The following is an 18,979-nucleotide window of genomic DNA, read 5'->3' as shown; positions in this document are numbered from 1 at the left end:
CTATTTTAGTTCTGCTTGTTTAATCTGCTCTCTAAGTTTTTGATCGTTGGAGTAATCCAAAGTAATCCTTGTTTTATTCACTAATTTAACTGGAATTGTTTCTGTTTGTAATTCTTGACCATTATAATTAGCCTTTAAGCTCACTTCAAAAATTTGACCAGCAAATCCTGACAATTGAATCTGACTCTGCGAATAATCTTGCCCATCAATATTAAAAGAATTTACTTGGAAAGGTAAGTCAGGCCTTACTCCTAATAGCGCTTTATCAACCGTTAAAGTATTAGTTACTGGTACCAAAGAAAGTTTATGTCGATGCTCTTCTAACTTACTATAGTCCAAATCGAACCATACCTCTTCAGTTTTTCCTTGATAATTATACTGTATCATAACATTTTGAATACGAGGCTCAATTTGAATACCTCCTTTTGAATCAACTGACTGGGTCGATTGGTCTTTACTCACAATTTTTAAGTCACGATATTCATTAGAAAGGGAAAGCTGAACCGGAAAGGGATAAAGGTTAATTGCATATTTAGGGAATATCAGCATAAAATTTCCCATTTTTTCAGTTTTTGCTAACTTATTCCCTTGCCATTGAATGCCAGTCGATAAATCACCCTTTTGCAATAAGTATGGGAAGTCTATATCAGCATCTTGATAATGTTCAATTGTCCGTTTGACATCTAAATCTGTCCAGAGCTTTTCAGTAATAGGTGTTCTTACTACCGCCGCTGCCTTTAAATAATCATTCTTTTCAATAGCCTTAATAAATTGTTCCTCAACCGCTGCTTTTGAGAAGTTTAAACGATAAACCATGAAGAGACTGATTATTCCTAAAAAGATTAAACTAAAACCAATAATCTTTTTCCAACCATAGCCACCCTGATTGATTGATGCCCTGTGGTCTTTATTATCTATATGCACTGTTTCTACTTTATCATTCATTTCATCTGTTAACACAGCTTTTTCTTGCTGTCTATTGTGATATAAATCCATTCGGTTTCTAGACACAATAACATCTTCTTGATTATTTTTACTTTCTCCTGCATCTAGACTTGTATCAAAAGGAGCACTATCATTTTCCTTATTTGAATAAGCGTTATTTAAAGGCAAGCCACACTCTGAGCAATACTTAGCGTCTGGCAGATTTTCATGCCCGCAATTTAAACATTTCATAAACAATCTCCTTTATTAAAAAATTAAGCCTTATAAACTGAATCCATTTTCTAAAAAAAGTACCTCTCGTTTAACAAGGGTACTTACAATTTATTTACTTGAAAGCTTAGACAACTGTTCAAAAAAGTCTTGGTTATTATCTGTCTGACGCATTAATTGTATTAATTGTTCGGTATATTCTAAACCGTTAGAAGTCATTAAATTGCGCAAGTCCCAGATTTGACCTAAAAAGTTTTCCTCAATTAATAATTCTTCCTTACGGGTGGAAGACTTTTTAATATCGATAGCTGGGAAGATACGTCTTTGTCCTAATTCTCTAGAAAGATGTAGTTCCATATTACCCGTCCCTTTAAACTCTTCATAGATAATATCATCCATTCTTGATCCAGTATCCACTAGAGCAGTCGCTAAAATCGTTAAAGATCCCCCGTTTTCAATGTTTCTAGCAGAACCAAAGAATCGCTTAGGAAAATAAAAAGCTGCGGGATCGAACCCTCCGCTTAAGGTTCTTCCGCTTGGTCGAACCACTAAATTATAAGCTCGCGCTAAACGTGTGATTGAATCCAAAAGGATAACAACATCCTGTCCATCCTCCACCAACCGTCGTGCATGTGAAAGGAGCAAATCAGCCAATCGCACATGGTTTTGCGGCCTTTCATCAAAAGTTGATGAAACAACCTCTGCATTGACTGAACGTTCTATATCGGTTACTTCTTCAGGACGCTCATCAATTAAGAGAATAAAGAGTTTGCTATCAGGATAATTACTGGCAATCCCTCGTGCGATTTCTTTAATAATTGTAGTCTTACCTGCTTTAGGGGGTGCGACAATCAATCCTCTTTGACCGAAACCAATTGGAGCAATCACATCAATCATGCGATTAGATATAACATTTTGTTTATACTCCAATTTTATTTGGCGGTCTGGATAAATAGGCGTTAAACTTGCAAAAGCATCTCGATTAAGGGTTTCTTCAGGATCTCTACCGTTAACACTTGATATTTGCATCAAACCATAATAACGCTCTGAGTCTTTAGGCGGTCGAGCAGGACCTCCTACTCGATCACCATTTCTTAACGAAAACCGTCTGATTTGTGAATCAGAGATATAAACGTCCTCCCTACTAGGAGAGAAATTAATAGGACGAATAAAGGCTAAGCCTTCCTCATTAGGGATATCTAAGATACCTTCAACTTGAAAAAAGCCTTGCTTTTCTTTTTGTGTTCGCATAACCGCTAAGGCTAATTCCTTTTTAGATAGTTGACTAAAATCTGGGATTCTTAATTCTCTAGCATAAGCATATAAATCTTTTACCTCTTTGTTTAATAAATTCTCTAAGGAAAATGCATCACTCACTGGGTATTTCCTTTCTATTCTTCCTCTTCATCCTCGATCATCTGGATATCGGCGCCGACTTCTTGTAATTTTTCAACAATGTTGGAATACCCTCTTAAGATATTATCAACACCTGTAATCTCTGTTTGTCCCTCTGCCATTAAACCAGCAATAACCAGACAAGCTCCTGCTCTTAAATCACTGGCACGAACTGGAGCACCCGTTAACTTAGCCGGGCCCTCCACACGAATAATATCGCCATCAACCTTAATATTAGCTCCCATACGATTCAATTCAGGAATATGCTTAACTCTTTGAGGGTAAATAGTATCCGTAATTGTTCCCTTACCATTAGCTTTAATTAATACGGAAGTTAGTGGCTGTTGCAAATCCGTTGCAAACCCTGGATATGGCTGCGTCTTTAATGAAACCATTTTTAAGTCATCGGAGCGATGAACAAGAATACTATCTTCTCCAATTTCCATTTTGGCACCCATCTCATTTAGTTTTGCAATAAAACTTTCAATATGTTCAAAAATTACATTATTTATTTTAATTTCATTTCCCATTGCAACTGCCACTGAAATATAGGTTCCTGCCTCAATGCGATCGGGAATAATCGTATGAGTTGTTCCTTTTAGTCGGTCCACACCTTCTATTCGTATAACTGAAGTTCCAGCTCCACGAATTTTTGCCCCCATTTTATTTAATAGAGTAACTAAATCAATAATTTCTGGTTCGCGTGCGGCGTTTTCAATAATTGTTCTACCTTGAGCTCTAACTGAAGCTAAAATGGTGTTAATAGTTGCTCCAACTGAAACCACGTCCATATAAATTCGGTTTCCAGTAAGTCCTTCAGGAGTTGAAAGGGTAATCACCCCGTATTCATCCTCAACCACCGCACCCAAGGCTCGGAAGGCTTTCACATGTTGATCAATTGGACGAGGCCCTAAAAAACAACCTCCCGGTAATCCAATAACTCCTTCACCAAATTTTGATAGGGCTGCCCCCATGAAGTAGTAAGAAGCTCGTAAGCTTTGAATTTTACCAGTTGGCATAGGAATTGATTGCATGTGAGAAGGATCAATTTTTAAGACATTATTTTCAAAAGAAGTCTTCACATGGAATTCATCCAAAATTTCGAGTAGAGAGTGAACATCTTGAATATCTGGCACTCCTTCTAAGACAACCTCCGAATCGGCTAGAATGGCTGCTGGTATTAAGGCAACTGTAGAGTTTTTTGCTCCGTTAATATTAATTTCACCATTTAACGCTTTGCCTCCGCGGATGATTAATTTTTTCATAGATAATGACTCCTTTTTTATCAAGTTTAGTCGTTATTTCGACATCTTCGTATGATTATTTTCTAATTCTTTTTCAATTGCGGCTTGTATATCTGTCAATCCTTTCCATTGCTGAGGATCTCTTAATCCTGCCGCATTTACCATATTAATGATTTGTTGATGAACTTCCTTAGCATCAATAGTGAGACGATGTTTTAACCATTCATCATCCACGTAAACTAATTCATGAGCTACAATATTACGAGCATATTTTTCAATATGCCGCATTTGAGCAGCTAATTTTAAAATTTTGGGATCTTTTACATAATCTTGCACTAATTTCAATAGATGACTAGAGGAAACATAATGTGAGTAGTTAAAATGTTTTCCATAGTAGCGTTCCCAAGTTTTACTGATTTTACCATTCTTATCGGCTTCTATTAAAGACTGGTTCCACTGTAACCCACGATATATAGGTGTTCCTTTTTCCGTTTCCTTCATTACCTCAACCAGATAACGATCAAGATCAGGAAATACCGTGTTTTCTAAAGTTAACCTCAATACATCTACCAATAATGGTGTGATCGCCCTTAGATAATCATCATATTCTTTTATTTCTAATTTAACGGCTAAACCTTGGATATAAGAATAAACACGACGCTCTAAAAGGCTAGGTCTTGTAAGATAGTTCATTTCAACTTGCTCAGATAACTCTTCAATCGTTTTCAAATCGGTATGAATATAAGCATGACCTAATTGTAAAAGTTTTAATAACTTTTGACTCTTCCATGAAGGATTATCTTCTATAAATTTAATCATATTTTGATAATGCTGATGATAAAGCAGCTGTTTCAGCAAAGCAAATTGAGTCTGATTATTGTGACTATTGTTATGTGACAATGAATTCACATCCTAATTTCTTATAATATAGGCGTATTTTATCATATTGAAGCTTAAATTTCGAACGAAGTAATGAATTGTCATCAAATCGTGATACCATTACAATCTATTGTTTATCGTACCTTACTTAAACTATTTTATCGCAAATAAAAAGAAGACCTATTCAAGCGAATAGGTCTCTCTAACTTTATTTAAAAAGAGTTAGTCTTCTTCTAATTCCTCATCTTCTAAATCGTCATCCTCTTCTTCAAAATCTTCCTCTTCATCAAGGTCGATTTCTTCATCTCCTAATTCAGATAAATCTGTTGCATATTCATTGAGCTCTTCATCTTCATCGGGCTCATCTTCTTCTACGTCAGCAACTAGGATTTCAATTGGTTCATCTTCTTCATCTTCTTCGACTTCTTCATCTTCGTCTTCATCATATACATAGCTATCGTCGCTATCTTCAGGGTCGTCGTCGTTGTAATCAATCATATCTTCTTCGTTATCGGCAAAAGCGTTAACCTTACCTGACTTCTTCTTGCGTCGTTTGGAGGCTTCTTCTTCAGAAGAAGTAATAATCTCTTCATCAATTTCATCCACTGCATACCAAGATCTTAATCCCCAACGGTTATCACCGACTGAGATGAAGCGTCCATCAATATTTAAATCTGTATAAAAGCGGATCATTTTAGCTTCAATAAACTCATCTGAAACTTCTAGATAACTTTGTATATCTAAAAGCAATTGAGTGAAATCAATAGCTTCTCCCTTTTCTTCTAAAATAGCATATGCGACTTCTATTAACGATAATTCTTCTTTAATTTGGCCTTCAAATTTCTTTAATTCCATTTTTATCCCCCTTATAATCCCACAATAATAATCAATAATTTATGATGAAATTTTCAACTGATAGAAATAATCTCCGAGTGATTGGTCATTCATATGCATTTGATAGTGAATTTGAATCATTTGACCATCAGCTGTCTTAGAATAATCAATTTTATGTGTTCTGATTTCTAATAATAATACACCTTGCTCACTTTGATAGTTAGTAGTGGTTGAATGCTTTGTATTAAAAATCAAAGTCTGCTTTCCTTGATTTATCTTTACTTTATCAATTACTTTTTTTGAATCATCTGTTTGCCATTTTACTTCAATTTTTCTTTCCAATTGATCTCGATAAATAATTTTTTGATAGGTAGAAAGAATATACGTATAGCCTTGACAGGAATGCTCCCATCGGTCTGAATGATCCGTTTGTGCATAATTAACCTTTTGCTCGACATAAACATCGACTGCTTGTTTTTCCATCTTTCTCCTCTCATCCTTATGTCGTCATTGATACACCAGGACGGACTCGAACCATCATCTTTCGCTTAGGAGGCGAGTGCTCTATCCAGCTGAGCTACTGGTGCTTAATTAATTATAAGTATTTTAGCTTTAAAGCTTTCATGTTATTATAAAACAAAATTTGCTATAATCAAAGTGTTAATAGCCTTTACAATTTAACAATTTGAGGAGTATTCGTCAATGACTGATTCAAATCTATTATCTATTCTATCACAACATAAATGGTTAGTTTTTCAAGAACAAAATAATCCATTGAAAGACCAACGGGATGCGGCTTTAGCTTATCAAGATAGTTTTCTAAGATATCTCTTACTAAAAAATGATCTTCAAGAAGATGATAAGGCTTACGGTATTTTTCATTTTTATCCCATTTTTAAACCCAGTGTTTTCTTAGGAGCTAAAGACAAGCTGTTAAAAGACTTAGCTAGTGGTGTTAACTATTTGAAGGATGCGGGTTATCAAGTATCTGTAAGACCGCATGGTGGATTGGGCGTGGTTGAAGACGCAGGAATTCTTAACTTTGCTATCGTAACAGACAATCGCTCAATCAACCTATCGATTGATCAAGCTTTTAGCTTTTCCATTGCTGTCATTCAAGCGACTTTAAATCATTTTGGTCTAAATGTAGAAGCATATGAAATTGTAAATTCCTACTGTCCAGGTAAGTATGATGTCGTAATTAACCAAAAAAAAGTGGGTGGAATCGCACAACGTCGCTATAAAGATGCCGTCACTACTGCTGCTTATATTGGTGTCAATGGTGACCAGTTTGCTCGTGGCCAATTAATGAAACAATTCTATTCTCTTGGTCAATCAGATCAACGCTTTCCTACCGTTGACCCTCGTTCTATGTCAACTCTTTCTGAAATTCTCGACCAAGATCTTTCCTTAACCGCTTATCAAAACCACTTTATCAATTATCTTTCCCAAAAAACAACGATTGAAGGTGGAAATTATAAAGATCCAGAATTGGAAACTATCTATCAACCGCTATTTGAAAAAGCCTATCAACGTAGTCAAAAAATTCAACCACTTGCATAATAGAGTCTAAAGGAGTGAAAATAGGTGTCTGAATTCCAAAATATAATTGCCCGTCAAAAGCTTGAGCGTGAAAAAGTTTTTCGCGATCCCGTTCATGATTATATTCATATTCGTGACCGTATCATCATTGATTTAATTGACACCAGAGAGTTTCAACGACTACGTCGCATCAAACAGTTAGGAACTTCTTCTTATACTTTCCACGGCGCAGAACATTCTCGTTTTAACCATTCGCTAGGTGTTTACGAAATTACCCGTCGAATTATCAGCCAATTTGATCGTAATTATCGCTCTAAAAATGATGGCGACGGATTATGGAATAATAACGAACGAATGGTGGCTATTTGTGCAGCCCTTTTACATGATATTGGACATGGGCCCTTCTCCCATACTTTTGAAGCTATTTTTAATACTGACCATGAGGCCTTAACCCAATTAATTATTACATCCAATCAAACAGAAGTTAATCAAGTTTTAAGAAGATTAGGGGATGACTTTCCTGAAAAAGTTGCGTCTGTCATCAATAAAACCTACCCTAACCAACAAGTTGTTCAGTTAATCTCCAGTCAAATTGATGCCGACCGCATGGATTATTTAAGAAGAGATGCCTTTTATGCAGGGGTATCCTATGGTGAATTTGACTTAACCCGAATCTCGCGTGTCATCCGTCCTTTTGACAAGAGAATCGTTTTCGATTTCTCTGGTATGCATGCGGTAGAAGATTATATTATGAGTCGCTATCAAATGTATATGCAGGTGTATTTCCACCCGGTTTCTAGAGGAATGGAGCAAGTCCTCAAGGGACTTTTAGCTCGTGCTAGAGATTGTTACCTTGAACGTGATAACTGCCAAAAAATTGAAGCTCCTATCCACCTACTGGAACCTTTTTTAAAAAACAATTGGACCCTTGATGATTACCTTAAGTTAGATGATCATATTATGAATGCTTATTTTATCCAATGGGCAGATGAAAAAGATCCAATTCTTGCTGATTTAGCCTACCGTTTTATTAATCGTAAACCCTTCAAATCTATCATTACAAATGATGAAGAAAGAGAAGAACTACGTACTGCAATCTTTAATGAATTAAGTGAAGTCGGATTTGATCCTAACTATTATATTAATGAAGATTCCAGCTTTGATCTTCCTTACGATTATTATCGACCTTATCACTCAAGCCAAAAAGTACAAATTGACTTGGTCACTAAAACCAATCAAGTTGTCGAACTCTCTCAAGTTTCAAGCTTAGTTCACTCCTTAACAGGTCAAGTCAGAGGAGACCATCGTATTTTCTTTCCTAGAGAATTTATTGCGGGTCTATACAATTTACCGCAAGAAAGTCTCAGCGAAAGTCAAAAGAAAATTTTAGATGCATATACCAATGAACGCCACGATGTTACCCATAATATTCAAGAACGTTTATTCTAGAAAGGAAAACTATGAAAGAAGAAAAATCATGTGGAGCAGTGACCTATTATAAAGATAATCAAGACTTTCTTTTTCTTCTCATCCAGCATAAAAATGGTGGCCACTGGTCATTTCCTAAAGGACATGTTGAAAAAGGAGAAACTGAAGAAGAAACAGCTCTTCGAGAAATTAAAGAGGAAACAGGTCTAGAAGTTGAATTGAATAATCAATTCAGAGAGACCACTCGCTTTTCTCCTAAAAAAGATGTTATGAAAGAAGTTGTCTATTTTATGGCAAAGGCCAACTCAAATAAAGTAACTCGTCAATTAGAAGAAGTCAGTCAATTCCTATGGCTTCCCTACCAAGAAGCTCTAAATAAAATTACCTATTCTAATGATAAAGACTTATTAATCAAAGCCCAAAACTTTCTTCAATAAAAAAGACCCATTAACTTATGAAGCGGTTAGATAAACACTGCTCATAGTTAATGGGTTAAATTTTTAGCGTTTTAAATCTTTTCTTGACCTTCTGAGTTATTGAGAGTTTCATTGTTTTCGTCTGAATTTATCTCTTCTTCCAGAACGAGATCACCTTCTAGATCTGTGTTAACAGCAACAACTTCTTCTGTTTCTTCAGTAGGATCAACCTCTTCATAAGTTTCAGCTTCCTCTAATTGGTTGGGTTCAGTTACCTCAAGAACCATTGGATCGGCAACTTCAACTTCCATTGTTTGCCTTGGTTCAATGTCTTTTGGTTCTTCTTTTTCAAAGTTGGTTTTAGGAGTGTTTTTCTCTTCAACTACTGGCTCTTGATGAAGGACTTCACCTGTCCTAGGATCAAAATCCGACCTCGGAGCCACTCTGTCAGTGGCCTCTGGCTCAATAGTAGTTTGCGGCTTTTTACGCTTGTTCATCAGATAATGATAGCCAAAATAAGCAAGCAAGGCTAAAACGGATAAAATAATTATCACTAAAAGAACCCTGTCCCAATCAACTTGCATCCAACCATTAAACAAAGCAACAGCAATGATTGCTAAGGCTGAAGCTCCAATATGACTCGCTAATTTTTGACCAAAAGTTAAGGACTTAGCGTAATAGATTAGGAATAGTAAACCTAAAATAATTCCTAAAATTACAATGGATAAGAATGTATAAACCTGGGGGCCACCCAAACTAGTTAATAAACCATACGTAAGTAGAGTAGCTAATAAACCATATTGCACAAATGACCCGGCGCGCTTGAACATTGAAATTCCTCCTCTATCTCTGTACTGATAATTCAATTATACCATATTTAATACAATAAGCCGTCTAAACGAATCGTATTTTTATAAAGTCAAGCATCAATGTTCTACCGTTGTTTATGCAAGTATTACCAAGCTGGTTGATCCGATCCTTTGGAAACTTCTTCTAACTTTTTAACCGTTTCTTCACTTTGATAAAGTTCTACAATTTTTAAAAATAAAGGATTTTCACTTTCTTCTTTACGACTCGCAATAATGTTTTTATAGGAATCGGGTAACTTTTCAATATCCTCTGCATCGTTAAAAATAACTAGATCTTCTTCGAGTTCTGCATCATTGGCAAAGTTATTATTAATAACAGCGGCCGCTACATCGGGTAGAGACGGAACTAATTGAGCGGCATCTAATTCTTCAAATTTTAAATTCAATTCATTTTTGGTGATATCACTTACTTCGGCTAGAACACCCGCTTCATCATCCACTTCAATCACACCTGCTTGCTCAAGAGCTAGTAAGGCACGTCCCGCATTCGTCGCATCATTAGGAATGGCTATTTTATCTCCTTCTTTTAATTGGTCAAGAGCATCGATTTTTTCAGAATAAACTTTTAAAGGCGCAACATATGTATAACCTATCGATACTAAATCACCTTCATTAGCTTGGTTCCAATCATTTAAAAATTCAACATGTTGGAAGGCGTTTAAATCAATCGATCCATCAGATAAAGAAATATTTGGCTGAACGTAATCGCTGAATAAAACAAGTTTGATTTTTATTCCTTCCTCTTCTTCTGCAAGATCAGCAACACTTTGCCAAACGTCTTCCTCGTATTCTGAAGCAACTCCCACTGAAACAGTTTGACCCGAAAAGTCTTGTTTATCTTCAGCAAAGACATTATTCAGCGTAAAACTCCCAAACAAAGAACCAACTAATAATAATTTTAGAATTTTTTTCATCATAATTCTCCTTTTCTAATGTTTTCTTTTATGTTTTTCTGCCTTTCTAATCAACCAACTAAATAGCAATTGACTGACCAGAACAATTAATAAAATCAATAAGGTTGCCACTATGACAACGTCAAAACGACTCCTTTGATATCCCCTAGCAATCGCAACGGTTCCCAAACCGCCTCCAGCTACTACACCCGCCATGGCTGTTAAGCCGATAACATTAATGACAGTCGAAGCGGATACTCTTAATAAAGATCCTAAGCCCTCACGAATATAGACACGCCAGATAATGTCCCATGGTGAAGATCCCATGGCCTGAGCAGCTTCAACAACCCCTTCATCCACCTCTAACAAAGCAATCTCTACCTGTCTAGCAAAGAAGGGAATCGTTCCTACAATGATAGGAACGGCAGCGGCCGTCGGCCCAATGGAAGTATTTACAATCATACGTGTAAAGGGAACCAATAAAGCCAAAAGAATAATAAAAGGAATAGATCGAAAAATATTTATGAAACTGTCTAAACCTTGATAAATCCATTTGTTTTTTAAAATACCTTTTGGTCCTGTTACAACAATAATTACGCCAAGCATTAAACCTAATAGACCTGCAAAAAGGATAGTTAGTCCCAACATATATAAGGTTTCGATAGTTGCGACAATAAATTCGTCGAGAATGGGCCATGCATTGGGTAACCATTTTTCTAAAGAAGACGAAAAATTGGGAAATTGGTCATTGATAAAGGAATATACATTTACTTCTAAATCATCCACTTAGTACCCTCCTTATCGGTTAAAATCTCAACATTTACTTGATGTTTTTCCAAAAATACTAAAGATTTTTCCCAATCTGCTGCCTTTGCTTCAACTGTGACGACAAGATTACCTACAAATGATCCTCTTAAGGCTTCAATATTACCGTATAAAATATTGCAATGTACCTGATAATCTCTAGCTAACTGTGCAATAAAGGGCTCTGTCACCTCATGACCGACAAAGGATAAACGTGCGATGAAATAATCATTTAAGGTGTTAGCTTCTCGCATTTCTTCAAGCACTAATTCATAGTCCCAATCAAAGTGGGTAGCCATATTTATAAACTCTTGCGTCAATGGATTTTGAGATTGGGTAAACATTTCGACAATTCCATTCTCTTCAATCACTTGTCCTTCAGCCATTACGGCCACTCTATGGCAGAGATTTTTAACAACATTCATATCGTGAGTAATCATTATAATGGATAATCCCAACTCTTGATTTAACTGCCTTAACAGATCAAGAATAGAATGTGTGGTTTTAGGATCCAACGCAGAGGTTGCCTCGTCACACAATAAAATGGAAGGGTCCGTTGCTAAGGCTCTAGCAATCGCTACTCTTTGCTTTTGCCCACCTGATAACTGTTCGGGATAGGCTTGAGCTTTATCTAATATCCCAACCTTTTCTAACAAACTAGACACTTTCGCTTCTTTTTCAGCCGTAGATAAATTTAAATCTTTAAGTGGAAATGCAACATTCTCAGCCACCGTTCTTGAATTCATCAAATTAAAGTGCTGAAAAATCATGCCTATGTTTTTACGGGCTTTTCTCAATTCAGCCGCTGATAATTGCACCAAATCGACTCCGTTTATTATTACTTGTCCACTAGAAGGTCTTTGTAGAAGATTGATTGTTCGAACTAAAGTTGATTTGCCGGCACCAGAATAACCTACAATACCAAAAATTTCCCCCGCTTGTATCTGTAAACTTACATCTGAAACTGCTTGGATTTTTCGATTTTCTTTTTCAAAAGTAACAGATACATTTTTTAATTCAATCAAATTTTCACTCCTTTCAATAAAACACAAAAAAACTCTCCTCCAATAAAGGACGAGAGTTAATACTTCGTGGTACCACCTTAATTTGTAACCTCATCACCAAGGTTACCTCTGCCAGTACGCAAGTGATAGTCACTTGTTATACTGAGGCTTATTAACGGTTGCAACCGTTTATCCTTATTGCTAAGCATTCAGGATAACCACTCCATGGCCATTTTCAATCGCATCCTATTGCCTGATTTCACCCTACACAAGCTCTCTTTGAAATAGTTTAACGATCTACTTTCCACATCTACGTGTTTCATTCAATTTATTAGAGATATTCTAATTTAAAAAAACATTCTTGTCAACTAGTCTCCTGAAATTTATTTTTTATCGAAGGTTAATTACCTTACTAATAAGCATACGACTTCTTTTTATTAGTGGTTAGGCACATTAAATTTTTCTCTCTTTTCTCATTTTAAAAAAATTTTTTTAATTTTTATAATCCATTTCATCTTCTAACATCACATTAAACCCTTGTTTGCTAACAACTTGCATTAACTGAGCTCTTTTCTTTTTGCCAATAGCGATTTTATTTTTAACTTGATTAGTAAAGCTATCCACTCTTTGGTTAGTCTTTCTAGTGTCATAGTATTGTGTCATTTCTTGGTCATAGTTAACCAACATTTGAAGATAATCTGGATTTGAGCGATAATAATTTTCAGATAATTTAAATTCGATTGGCATTCGTGGTTTCAATTGGGGTTGATCGTCTGGATAGCCATATCCAACACCTACTAAAGGAAAAGTTAGCTGCGGAAGTTTAAGTAGTTCAATAACCCTAGCTGAATCGTTTAAAATCGATCCAAAATAAACCGTTCCTAAGCCTAAAGATTCAGCAGCAATCACTAAGCTTTGAGCTTGAATATATACATCAGCCACTCCTTGAAAGAAATAATCCATTGAACGATATTTCTCTCCACGATAGCCTTTAGCCTTTGCTATTTCAGCATTTCGATGCCAATCCACAAGAAAGATCAACAGTTCAGGCACTTTAGCAAGATAATCTTGTTTTGCAACCTTTGCTAATTTTTCTCGTAAAGTAGGATCGGTAATACGGACAACGGAAACAGATTGCATTCCATTAGAGGTCGGACTCGCATTCATGGTTTCCATTAATTGTTGGCGGATATCTGCTGCAACAGGGCGATCTTTATAAAAACGAATACTACGGTGATTTTGAATCTGTTTTAATGTTTCTTCCATAAAAAGGACTCCTTTTTAATTTAGTGTCTTTAATTTAGCATTTATTGTTTTTATTTTCTATTAATGAAAGGCGGATTATTTTTGAAAAAGCATTTTCCTTTTATCATTGTTGGCGGCGGCATAGTCGGTTCAACAGCTGCTTATTATCTTACACGCTCTGGTTATCCAGTTATTTTGTTTGATAAAGAAGTTGGTCAAGCGAGCCGAGCGGCTGCTGGTATTATTTGCCCTTGGTTTTCTAAAAGAAGAAATAAAAAGTGGTATTATCTAGTCTCCCAAGGCGCAGAGTTTTACCGTCAATTTATTCAAGATTTAACTGACGACGGTTTCGATGCTTCTAGTTTATTTAAAGAAACTGGTACCTTGATTCTACGTAAAAATGAAAAAGACCTTCGTCGAGATCTTGAAAATGCAGATTTAAAAAGAAAGCAATCTCCTTCTATTGGACAGCTTTCAACTCTATCAAACGAAGCAATCCACAATCTATTTCCTCTTATTAATAGTCCTTGGTCCGCTTCCTTAATTCAAGGAGGTGGCCGAGTAGATGGCCAATCATTAGTTGCCTTATTACATAAAGCCATTCAAACCAAAGGAGGAAAAGTGGTTAAAAAAGATGTTCAGTTACTTAAAGAAGGAAAGAGTTTTTTAATTAAGTCTGATCAAACTTCTTTTACTGCAGATCAGGTCCTTTTAGCAGCAGGCCCTGCTGTCAAAGATCTTCTACGTCCCTTAGGATTTGACTGCAATTTGCGCCCTCAAAAGGGACAGCTGTTTTCTATCTACCAACAACAATGGGCCGACAATAATTGGCCGGTCATAATGTCACCAGGCGGCATTGATATACTTCCCTTTGATAATGGAGAGATAATAATTGGCGCAAGTCATGAAGATGACCAAGCCAATGATTTGAGCATTAATCCAATGGTTATTAAAGAGCTGAAAATAAAAGCTCAGCAAATTTTCCCAGATATTTTTAAATATCCTTTGCATCGAGTTAAAGTTGGTACCCGAGCCTTCACTGACAATGGCGATGTCTTAATCGGGCCAATCTCTACTTTCTCAAACCTGTGGACAATTTCTGGTTTGGGTTCTTCTGGATTAACTAGTGGGCCCTACCTTGCTTATCAATGGGTCAACAAAATGATTAAAAACAGCTGGGAAATTCCTGTAGAAATCATTTCAAGCTATCCTCTCATTCATAAAATATAGTTGAGGAACAATTTCAAGATTGATTTATTCCGAATTCGTGGTATTCTATAATTATTAAATAAGTCATTATGGAGGAATTAATTTTTATGTGGAAAGAATTTAAAGGTTTTATTGCTAATAAAAATGTTGTCACCATGGCTACTGGTATTATTTTAGGTTCAGCTTTTACAGCCATCATTACTTCTTTAGTTGATAATATTTTTATGCCTATTATTGTAGCTATTACAGGTCAAGCAGACGTATCTGGCCTTGCCCTTTCAATCGGTAATACTGAAATTGGTTACGGAGCATTTATCCAAGCCATTATTAACTTCATTTTAATTGGCGGTTTCTTATTCATGACGCTTAAAGCTTTAGAAAAAGCCCAAAACAAAAAGATTATTTCGCCAGAAGAAGAACCAGCTGGTCCTTCAGAAGTTGAATTATTACAAGATATTCTTGCAGAATTGAAAAACAAATAATTAATCACTTATGATGCCCAGTCAAGCCTAGCTTTTCTGGGTTTTTCCTTTTCTTGTGCACATTGCCTATCGTATAAACAGTAAATTTCAGTTAAGCTAGAATTATCATATAAGAAAGAAGGATTAAAATGGTTGAAATAAACTTAAAGTCAATTAATAAAAGATATGAAGGTGCAAAAACCAATTCAGTAACTGATTTTAATTTAGATGTTGCTGACCAAGAGTTTATCGTATTTGTTGGCCCTTCTGGCTGCGGAAAATCAACCACCTTAAGAATGATTGCTGGTCTGGAAGAAATAACAGAAGGCGAATTGATTATAGATGGTAAATTAATGAATGACGTAGCGCCTAAGGATCGAAATATCGCTATGGTCTTTCAAAATTATGCCCTCTATCCTCATATGACTGTCTACGACAACATGGCTTTTGGTTTAAAGCTGCGTAAATACGATAAAAACGAAATTGCTCAACGTGTTAATCATGCCGCTGAATTACTCGGTCTAACTGAATTTTTAAATCGTAAACCGGCTGCTCTATCCGGTGGGCAAAGACAAAGGGTAGCTTTAGGTCGAGCGATTGTCCGTGATGCCAAAGTCTTTTTGATGGATGAACCTTTATCGAATCTTGACGCCAAACTGCGCGTACAAATGCGAGCAGAAATCGCCAAACTACACCAGAAACTTAAAACAACTACTATCTATGTAACTCATGATCAAACGGAAGCCATGACAATGGCCAATCGAATCGTTATTATGAAAGACGGCTATATTCAACAAATTGGTAGCCCACAGGAAGTGTATAATAAACCAAACAATGTCTTTGTAGCTAGCTTCATTGGCTCACCAGCTATGAATTTCTTTACCGTTACTGTTAAGGAGGATATCTTAACCAATGATCAAGGAATTAACTTACCACTAAGCCCTTATCACAAAGAATTATTGTCAGATAAAGGTTACTTAGGAAAAGAAATCACTCTTGGTATTCGTCCAGAGGATATTCATGCGGAAACAAGAATAATTTCTGAATCTAAAAATTCGCTTGTTAATGCTAAAATTACTGTGGCAGAGTTACTCGGATCAGAATCCATGCTCTATTTAACGCTTGGATCAGATGAGTTCATTGCTAAAGTAGACGCTCAAGAAATATACACTCCAGGTAAATCTATTGAGTTGGCCTTTGATATGGAAAAAATTCATTTCTTCGATAAAGAAAGCGAAAAAGTCATTCGCTAAATTAAGTAAAATTTTTAAACCGTTTATTTGCGAGGAGGTCTTTCAATGAAAGCAAGAAAAGTCATTCAAATTCCTCACTCTCTTCTAAATTTAGATGTCTCTCATAAAGAAGGTTATTGTTTGTTTCATATCTTTTTTGAGCATTTGCAAACAGACTTTGAGCAAGCTTTGTGGTTATCTACTCTCAGATCAAGCAGTCAAAATATTATTGATTATATAAAACTAAATTCACATCACTATGTTTATGTCATCCATAATTCTTTTTGGACGAATCAAGGATCCCAAATTATGGAAGGTATTCTAAAAATGCTTAATGATGACTTTGGACAGTCAGCGCTTGTCATCATTGGGTCTCCTTATACAGGTGTAGAAAGTGTTGAAGATCAAATTTCTTTTGACTTAGCTCAGATAGAAAGTCATTATTGGCTACTTAAGAAAAACACTATTAATCGCATGAGCCATCTATTATTACAACAAGTTGGTAAGAATCTACAAGAAAGTGCACTTGCTCAGTTTTCCAACTATAGTCAGATGATTTCAGATGAGGAAGATCGTGCGTTAATTCGCCAACTCTTTTTAAACGGAGGTAATATTAGTAAAACAGCACAAGATTTATACCTGCATCGCAACACGCTTAATTATCGAATTGACCGCTTAAATAAGTCGAGCGGATTAAATCTACGCTTAATATCTGACTTAACTCTTTTATATTTACTAATTTGTTAATATAAATAACCGATTGTTTTAAATAAATTACACATGAAAACCCCAATTACTTTTAGTAATTGGGGTTTTATTATTTTAAGCGAAAAGCACAATCAGCATCATGATCATTAATAACACCAATAGCTTGTAGGTAGGAATATATAGTTACTGATCCCACAAATTTAAAACCATATTCTTTTAGAGAACAAGTGACTGCATCACTTAACTTTGAAACTGTCTTAGGTAATTTCTGACTTTCTGGTCTTAACACTACCTGTCTGTTGGTGAAATGCCAGATATATTTATCAAAACTACCAAAATCTTTCTGAATTTTGATGAAAGCTAGAGCGTTGGTTATTGTAGCTTCTATCTTACCTCGATGACGAATTATTTTTTCGTTATTTAACAAGGTCTCAACTTTATCTTGTTGATAATTAGCAATTTTTTGATAATCAAACTGATCAAAAGCTTGTTCAAACGCTTTTTCTTTAGATAAAATCAATTGCCACGACAAGCCGACATGGAAAGTTTCTAGCACCAACCATTTAAACAAAAGTAAATCATCATGCTCTGGTTTTCCCCATATTTCATCATGATAACGAATATAAAAATCAGGCTTGCTCGCTATCCATTGGCATCTTTGCATTCTTACCTCCTATTGGAAAATCATAAGTACTTGTCGAATACCGTATATTAATAAACCAATCATAAAAAAATAATTTAATTCCTTAGTTAACACAAAAAAAGCAAGATATTCTCTTAAAATAGCGAAAAAACCATGGCCAAATTGAGTTCTTACCCCAACCACTCTTAAATCAAAACCAAAGCGCCAAGCATAAAAATAAGTTCTTAGAAGATGAAAATAACTAGTTACAATAAGCGTCTTTTCACGTTCAGGAAAACAATCATTTAAAAGCTTTTGAATATTTATGAGGTTCTCTCTAGTCGTTCGTGCTTGGTCTTCAATGCTAATGAAATGATGGTCAATTCCATTAGCAATTAAAAATTTCGCCATTTTTTCCGCTTCTGAAGCAATATTTTCGCGACTATTTCCCCCACTTACAATTAAATGCAGCTTTTGACCCTTTGCTCTTGTTTGTTTAAAAATCTTTAATGCTTTTTTTAATCGATAAATTAAAGTTTCATTCATCTCACCATCTAATGATAATTGAGCGCCAAGAACCAACAAAATATCATTAGAACGCATTTTGAATCTGAGAAGTAGTAAGAGAAGATTGAGAACAATAAAGAGAAAAAAATTAATAATTAAGTACATAGCCACTAGGGTATAAATAGCTAAGAACCGAGTCATATAATAATTTCTTTGTATGACAACCCATGCTGTAAAAATAACAATTCCAATAAAAGTAAATGAAATCGTCAAATTAAAAAAAATACGCATCCCTGAAAGCGAACGATCATCTTCTATTCGACTTAACATTAAATAAGCTAGTAATAAAAGAAAAAATGGAATAACAATAGCAATTCCTGAACTCAAAAAATACAATAAATAACGCAAAAGTGATAGAGGATACCATCTGGATTCACTAAGTAACGTAAAAAAACTCATCAAAATCGAAAAATATAATAAAGCAATTAGTGAGACTTTACGCCATTTGAAGATGAAAACCAAAATGGATGAA

At 35.4% G+C, this 18,979-nt stretch carries 20 protein-coding genes, 1 tRNA gene and 1 other annotated feature; of the genes, 7 read left to right on the top strand and 14 right to left on the bottom strand.

What is annotated here, in order from left to right; all coding sequences use genetic code 11:
* The 7 genes from NW240_RS08235 to NW240_RS08205 form a co-directional block, all read right to left on the bottom strand.
* Positions 1-1,176: a zinc ribbon domain-containing protein gene (locus NW240_RS08235; RefSeq protein ID WP_258437082.1), complete on the bottom strand. Its 1,176-nt coding sequence runs from the start codon at positions 1,174-1,176 to the stop codon at positions 1-3.
* Between the two features lie 90 nt (positions 1,177-1,266).
* Positions 1,267-2,532 (bottom strand): transcription termination factor Rho, encoded by a 1,266-nt coding sequence (rho, locus tag NW240_RS08230; protein ID WP_258437081.1) that lies wholly within the window; start codon positions 2,530-2,532, stop codon positions 1,267-1,269.
* Between the two features lie 14 nt (positions 2,533-2,546).
* A complete protein-coding gene (locus tag NW240_RS08225) occupies positions 2,547-3,815 on the bottom strand; it encodes a UDP-N-acetylglucosamine 1-carboxyvinyltransferase (RefSeq protein WP_258437080.1) in 1,269 nt (422 codons plus the stop codon).
* 33 nt (positions 3,816-3,848) lie between these two features.
* Positions 3,849-4,613, bottom strand: coding sequence for a hypothetical protein (locus tag NW240_RS08220; protein WP_396134614.1), 765 nt, complete (start codon positions 4,611-4,613; stop codon positions 3,849-3,851).
* Positions 4,614-4,895: 282 nt separating this feature from the next.
* Positions 4,896-5,528 carry a DNA-directed RNA polymerase subunit delta gene (rpoE, locus tag NW240_RS08215; RefSeq protein WP_258437077.1) on the bottom strand — a complete coding sequence of 211 codons (633 nt, stop codon included), beginning with the start codon at positions 5,526-5,528 and terminating at the stop codon, positions 4,896-4,898.
* Positions 5,529-5,567: 39 nt separating this feature from the next.
* On the bottom strand, positions 5,568-5,990 hold the full coding sequence (locus tag NW240_RS08210) for a DUF1934 domain-containing protein (RefSeq protein WP_258437075.1): 423 nt from the start codon (positions 5,988-5,990) through the stop codon (positions 5,568-5,570).
* A gap of 31 nt (positions 5,991-6,021) precedes the next feature.
* Positions 6,022-6,094: transfer RNA gene (locus NW240_RS08205), tRNA-Arg, on the bottom strand.
* A 115-nt stretch (positions 6,095-6,209) separates the two neighbouring features.
* On the opposite strand from NW240_RS08205, the gene NW240_RS08200 reads away from it, so the two are divergent.
* The 3 genes from NW240_RS08200 to NW240_RS08190 are packed head-to-tail and all read left to right on the top strand — an operon-like array spanning position 6,210 to position 8,914.
* Entirely contained in the window at positions 6,210-7,070 is an 861-nt protein-coding gene (locus NW240_RS08200) for a lipoyl protein ligase domain-containing protein (RefSeq protein ID WP_258437074.1), read from the top strand.
* A gap of 24 nt (positions 7,071-7,094) precedes the next feature.
* Entirely contained in the window at positions 7,095-8,498 is a 1,404-nt protein-coding gene (locus NW240_RS08195) for an HD domain-containing protein (RefSeq protein ID WP_258437072.1), read from the top strand.
* Between the two features lie 11 nt (positions 8,499-8,509).
* Complete coding sequence (locus NW240_RS08190; protein ID WP_258437071.1) at positions 8,510-8,914, top strand: bis(5'-nucleosyl)-tetraphosphatase; 405 nt, start codon at positions 8,510-8,512, stop codon at positions 8,912-8,914.
* A gap of 71 nt (positions 8,915-8,985) precedes the next feature.
* Here the strand turns inward: NW240_RS08190 and NW240_RS08185 are convergent, their stop codons facing one another.
* From NW240_RS08185 to NW240_RS08165, 5 genes are all read right to left on the bottom strand, one after another.
* Complete coding sequence (locus tag NW240_RS08185) at positions 8,986-9,723, bottom strand: DUF3021 family protein (RefSeq protein WP_258437070.1); 738 nt, start codon at positions 9,721-9,723, stop codon at positions 8,986-8,988.
* A 125-nt stretch (positions 9,724-9,848) separates the two neighbouring features.
* Complete coding sequence (locus tag NW240_RS08180) at positions 9,849-10,676, bottom strand: MetQ/NlpA family ABC transporter substrate-binding protein (protein WP_258437069.1); 828 nt, start codon at positions 10,674-10,676, stop codon at positions 9,849-9,851.
* A gap of 15 nt (positions 10,677-10,691) precedes the next feature.
* Positions 10,692-11,408: a methionine ABC transporter permease gene (locus NW240_RS08175; protein WP_396134621.1), complete on the bottom strand. Its 717-nt coding sequence runs from the start codon at positions 11,406-11,408 to the stop codon at positions 10,692-10,694.
* A gap of 20 nt (positions 11,409-11,428) precedes the next feature.
* The gene (locus NW240_RS08170) at positions 11,429-12,484 is read right to left on the bottom strand and encodes a methionine ABC transporter ATP-binding protein (protein ID WP_258437067.1); all 1,056 of its coding nucleotides are present in this window, start codon (positions 12,482-12,484) and stop codon (positions 11,429-11,431) included.
* Between the two features lie 42 nt (positions 12,485-12,526).
* Positions 12,527-12,785: a binding site (T-box leader), on the bottom strand.
* 170 nt (positions 12,786-12,955) lie between these two features.
* A complete protein-coding gene (locus tag NW240_RS08165) occupies positions 12,956-13,729 on the bottom strand; it encodes an NADPH-dependent oxidoreductase (protein WP_258437066.1) in 774 nt (257 codons plus the stop codon).
* Between the two features lie 81 nt (positions 13,730-13,810).
* Here NW240_RS08165 and NW240_RS08160 point away from each other — a divergent pair, with 81 nt between their 5' ends.
* The 4 genes from NW240_RS08160 (at position 13,811) to NW240_RS08145 (ending at position 17,357) form a co-directional block, all read left to right on the top strand.
* Positions 13,811-14,938, top strand: a complete 1,128-nt coding sequence (locus NW240_RS08160; protein WP_258437065.1) for an FAD-binding oxidoreductase — start codon at positions 13,811-13,813, stop codon at positions 14,936-14,938.
* A gap of 86 nt (positions 14,939-15,024) precedes the next feature.
* Complete coding sequence (gene mscL / locus NW240_RS08155) at positions 15,025-15,399, top strand: large conductance mechanosensitive channel protein MscL (protein WP_258437063.1); 375 nt, start codon at positions 15,025-15,027, stop codon at positions 15,397-15,399.
* A 128-nt stretch (positions 15,400-15,527) separates the two neighbouring features.
* The gene (locus NW240_RS08150; protein ID WP_258437061.1) at positions 15,528-16,631 is read left to right on the top strand and encodes an ABC transporter ATP-binding protein; all 1,104 of its coding nucleotides are present in this window, start codon (positions 15,528-15,530) and stop codon (positions 16,629-16,631) included.
* Between the two features lie 45 nt (positions 16,632-16,676).
* Positions 16,677-17,357 carry a CdaR family transcriptional regulator gene (locus tag NW240_RS08145; RefSeq protein WP_258437060.1) on the top strand — a complete coding sequence of 227 codons (681 nt, stop codon included), beginning with the start codon at positions 16,677-16,679 and terminating at the stop codon, positions 17,355-17,357.
* 70 nt (positions 17,358-17,427) lie between these two features.
* Here the strand turns inward: NW240_RS08145 and NW240_RS08140 are convergent, their stop codons facing one another.
* On the bottom strand, positions 17,428-17,982 hold the full coding sequence (locus tag NW240_RS08140) for a DNA-3-methyladenine glycosylase I (protein ID WP_258437059.1): 555 nt from the start codon (positions 17,980-17,982) through the stop codon (positions 17,428-17,430).
* A 9-nt stretch (positions 17,983-17,991) separates the two neighbouring features.
* Complete coding sequence (locus NW240_RS08135; RefSeq protein ID WP_258437058.1) at positions 17,992-18,834, bottom strand: YdcF family protein; 843 nt, start codon at positions 18,832-18,834, stop codon at positions 17,992-17,994.
* Positions 18,835-18,979 lie beyond the last annotated feature (145 nt).

Origin of the sequence: Facklamia sp. 7083-14-GEN3, from assembly GCF_024742075.1 — a bacterium.
In the GTDB taxonomy this organism is placed as follows: domain Bacteria; phylum Bacillota; class Bacilli; order Lactobacillales; family Aerococcaceae; genus Facklamia.
This window is presented reverse-complemented; position numbering and strand designations above follow the sequence as displayed.

Bases quoted from the DNA above. Each gene is read 5' to 3' on its own strand.
- NW240_RS08220 (WP_396134614.1), bottom strand. From the start codon at position 4,613: ATGATTAAATTTATAGAAGATAATCCTTCATGGAAGAGTCAAAAGTTA.
- NW240_RS08150 (WP_258437061.1), top strand. From the start codon at position 15,528: ATGGTTGAAATAAACTTAAAGTCAATTAATAAAAGATATGAAGGTGCA.
- NW240_RS08140 (WP_258437059.1), bottom strand. From the start codon at position 17,982: ATGCAAAGATGCCAATGGATAGCGAGCAAGCCTGATTTTTATATTCGT.
- NW240_RS08190 (WP_258437071.1), top strand. From the start codon at position 8,510: ATGAAAGAAGAAAAATCATGTGGAGCAGTGACCTATTATAAAGATAAT.
- NW240_RS08145 (WP_258437060.1), top strand. From the start codon at position 16,677: ATGAAAGCAAGAAAAGTCATTCAAATTCCTCACTCTCTTCTAAATTTA.
- NW240_RS08200 (WP_258437074.1), top strand. From the start codon at position 6,210: ATGACTGATTCAAATCTATTATCTATTCTATCACAACATAAATGGTTA.
- NW240_RS08225 (WP_258437080.1), bottom strand. From the start codon at position 3,815: ATGAAAAAATTAATCATCCGCGGAGGCAAAGCGTTAAATGGTGAAATT.
- NW240_RS08235 (WP_258437082.1), bottom strand. From the start codon at position 1,176: ATGAAATGTTTAAATTGCGGGCATGAAAATCTGCCAGACGCTAAGTAT.
- mscL (WP_258437063.1), top strand. From the start codon at position 15,025: ATGTGGAAAGAATTTAAAGGTTTTATTGCTAATAAAAATGTTGTCACC.
- NW240_RS08180 (WP_258437069.1), bottom strand. From the start codon at position 10,676: ATGAAAAAAATTCTAAAATTATTATTAGTTGGTTCTTTGTTTGGGAGT.
- rpoE (WP_258437077.1), bottom strand. From the start codon at position 5,528: ATGGAATTAAAGAAATTTGAAGGCCAAATTAAAGAAGAATTATCGTTA.
- NW240_RS08210 (WP_258437075.1), bottom strand. From the start codon at position 5,990: ATGGAAAAACAAGCAGTCGATGTTTATGTCGAGCAAAAGGTTAATTAT.
- NW240_RS08165 (WP_258437066.1), bottom strand. From the start codon at position 13,729: ATGGAAGAAACATTAAAACAGATTCAAAATCACCGTAGTATTCGTTTT.
- NW240_RS08185 (WP_258437070.1), bottom strand. From the start codon at position 9,723: ATGTTCAAGCGCGCCGGGTCATTTGTGCAATATGGTTTATTAGCTACT.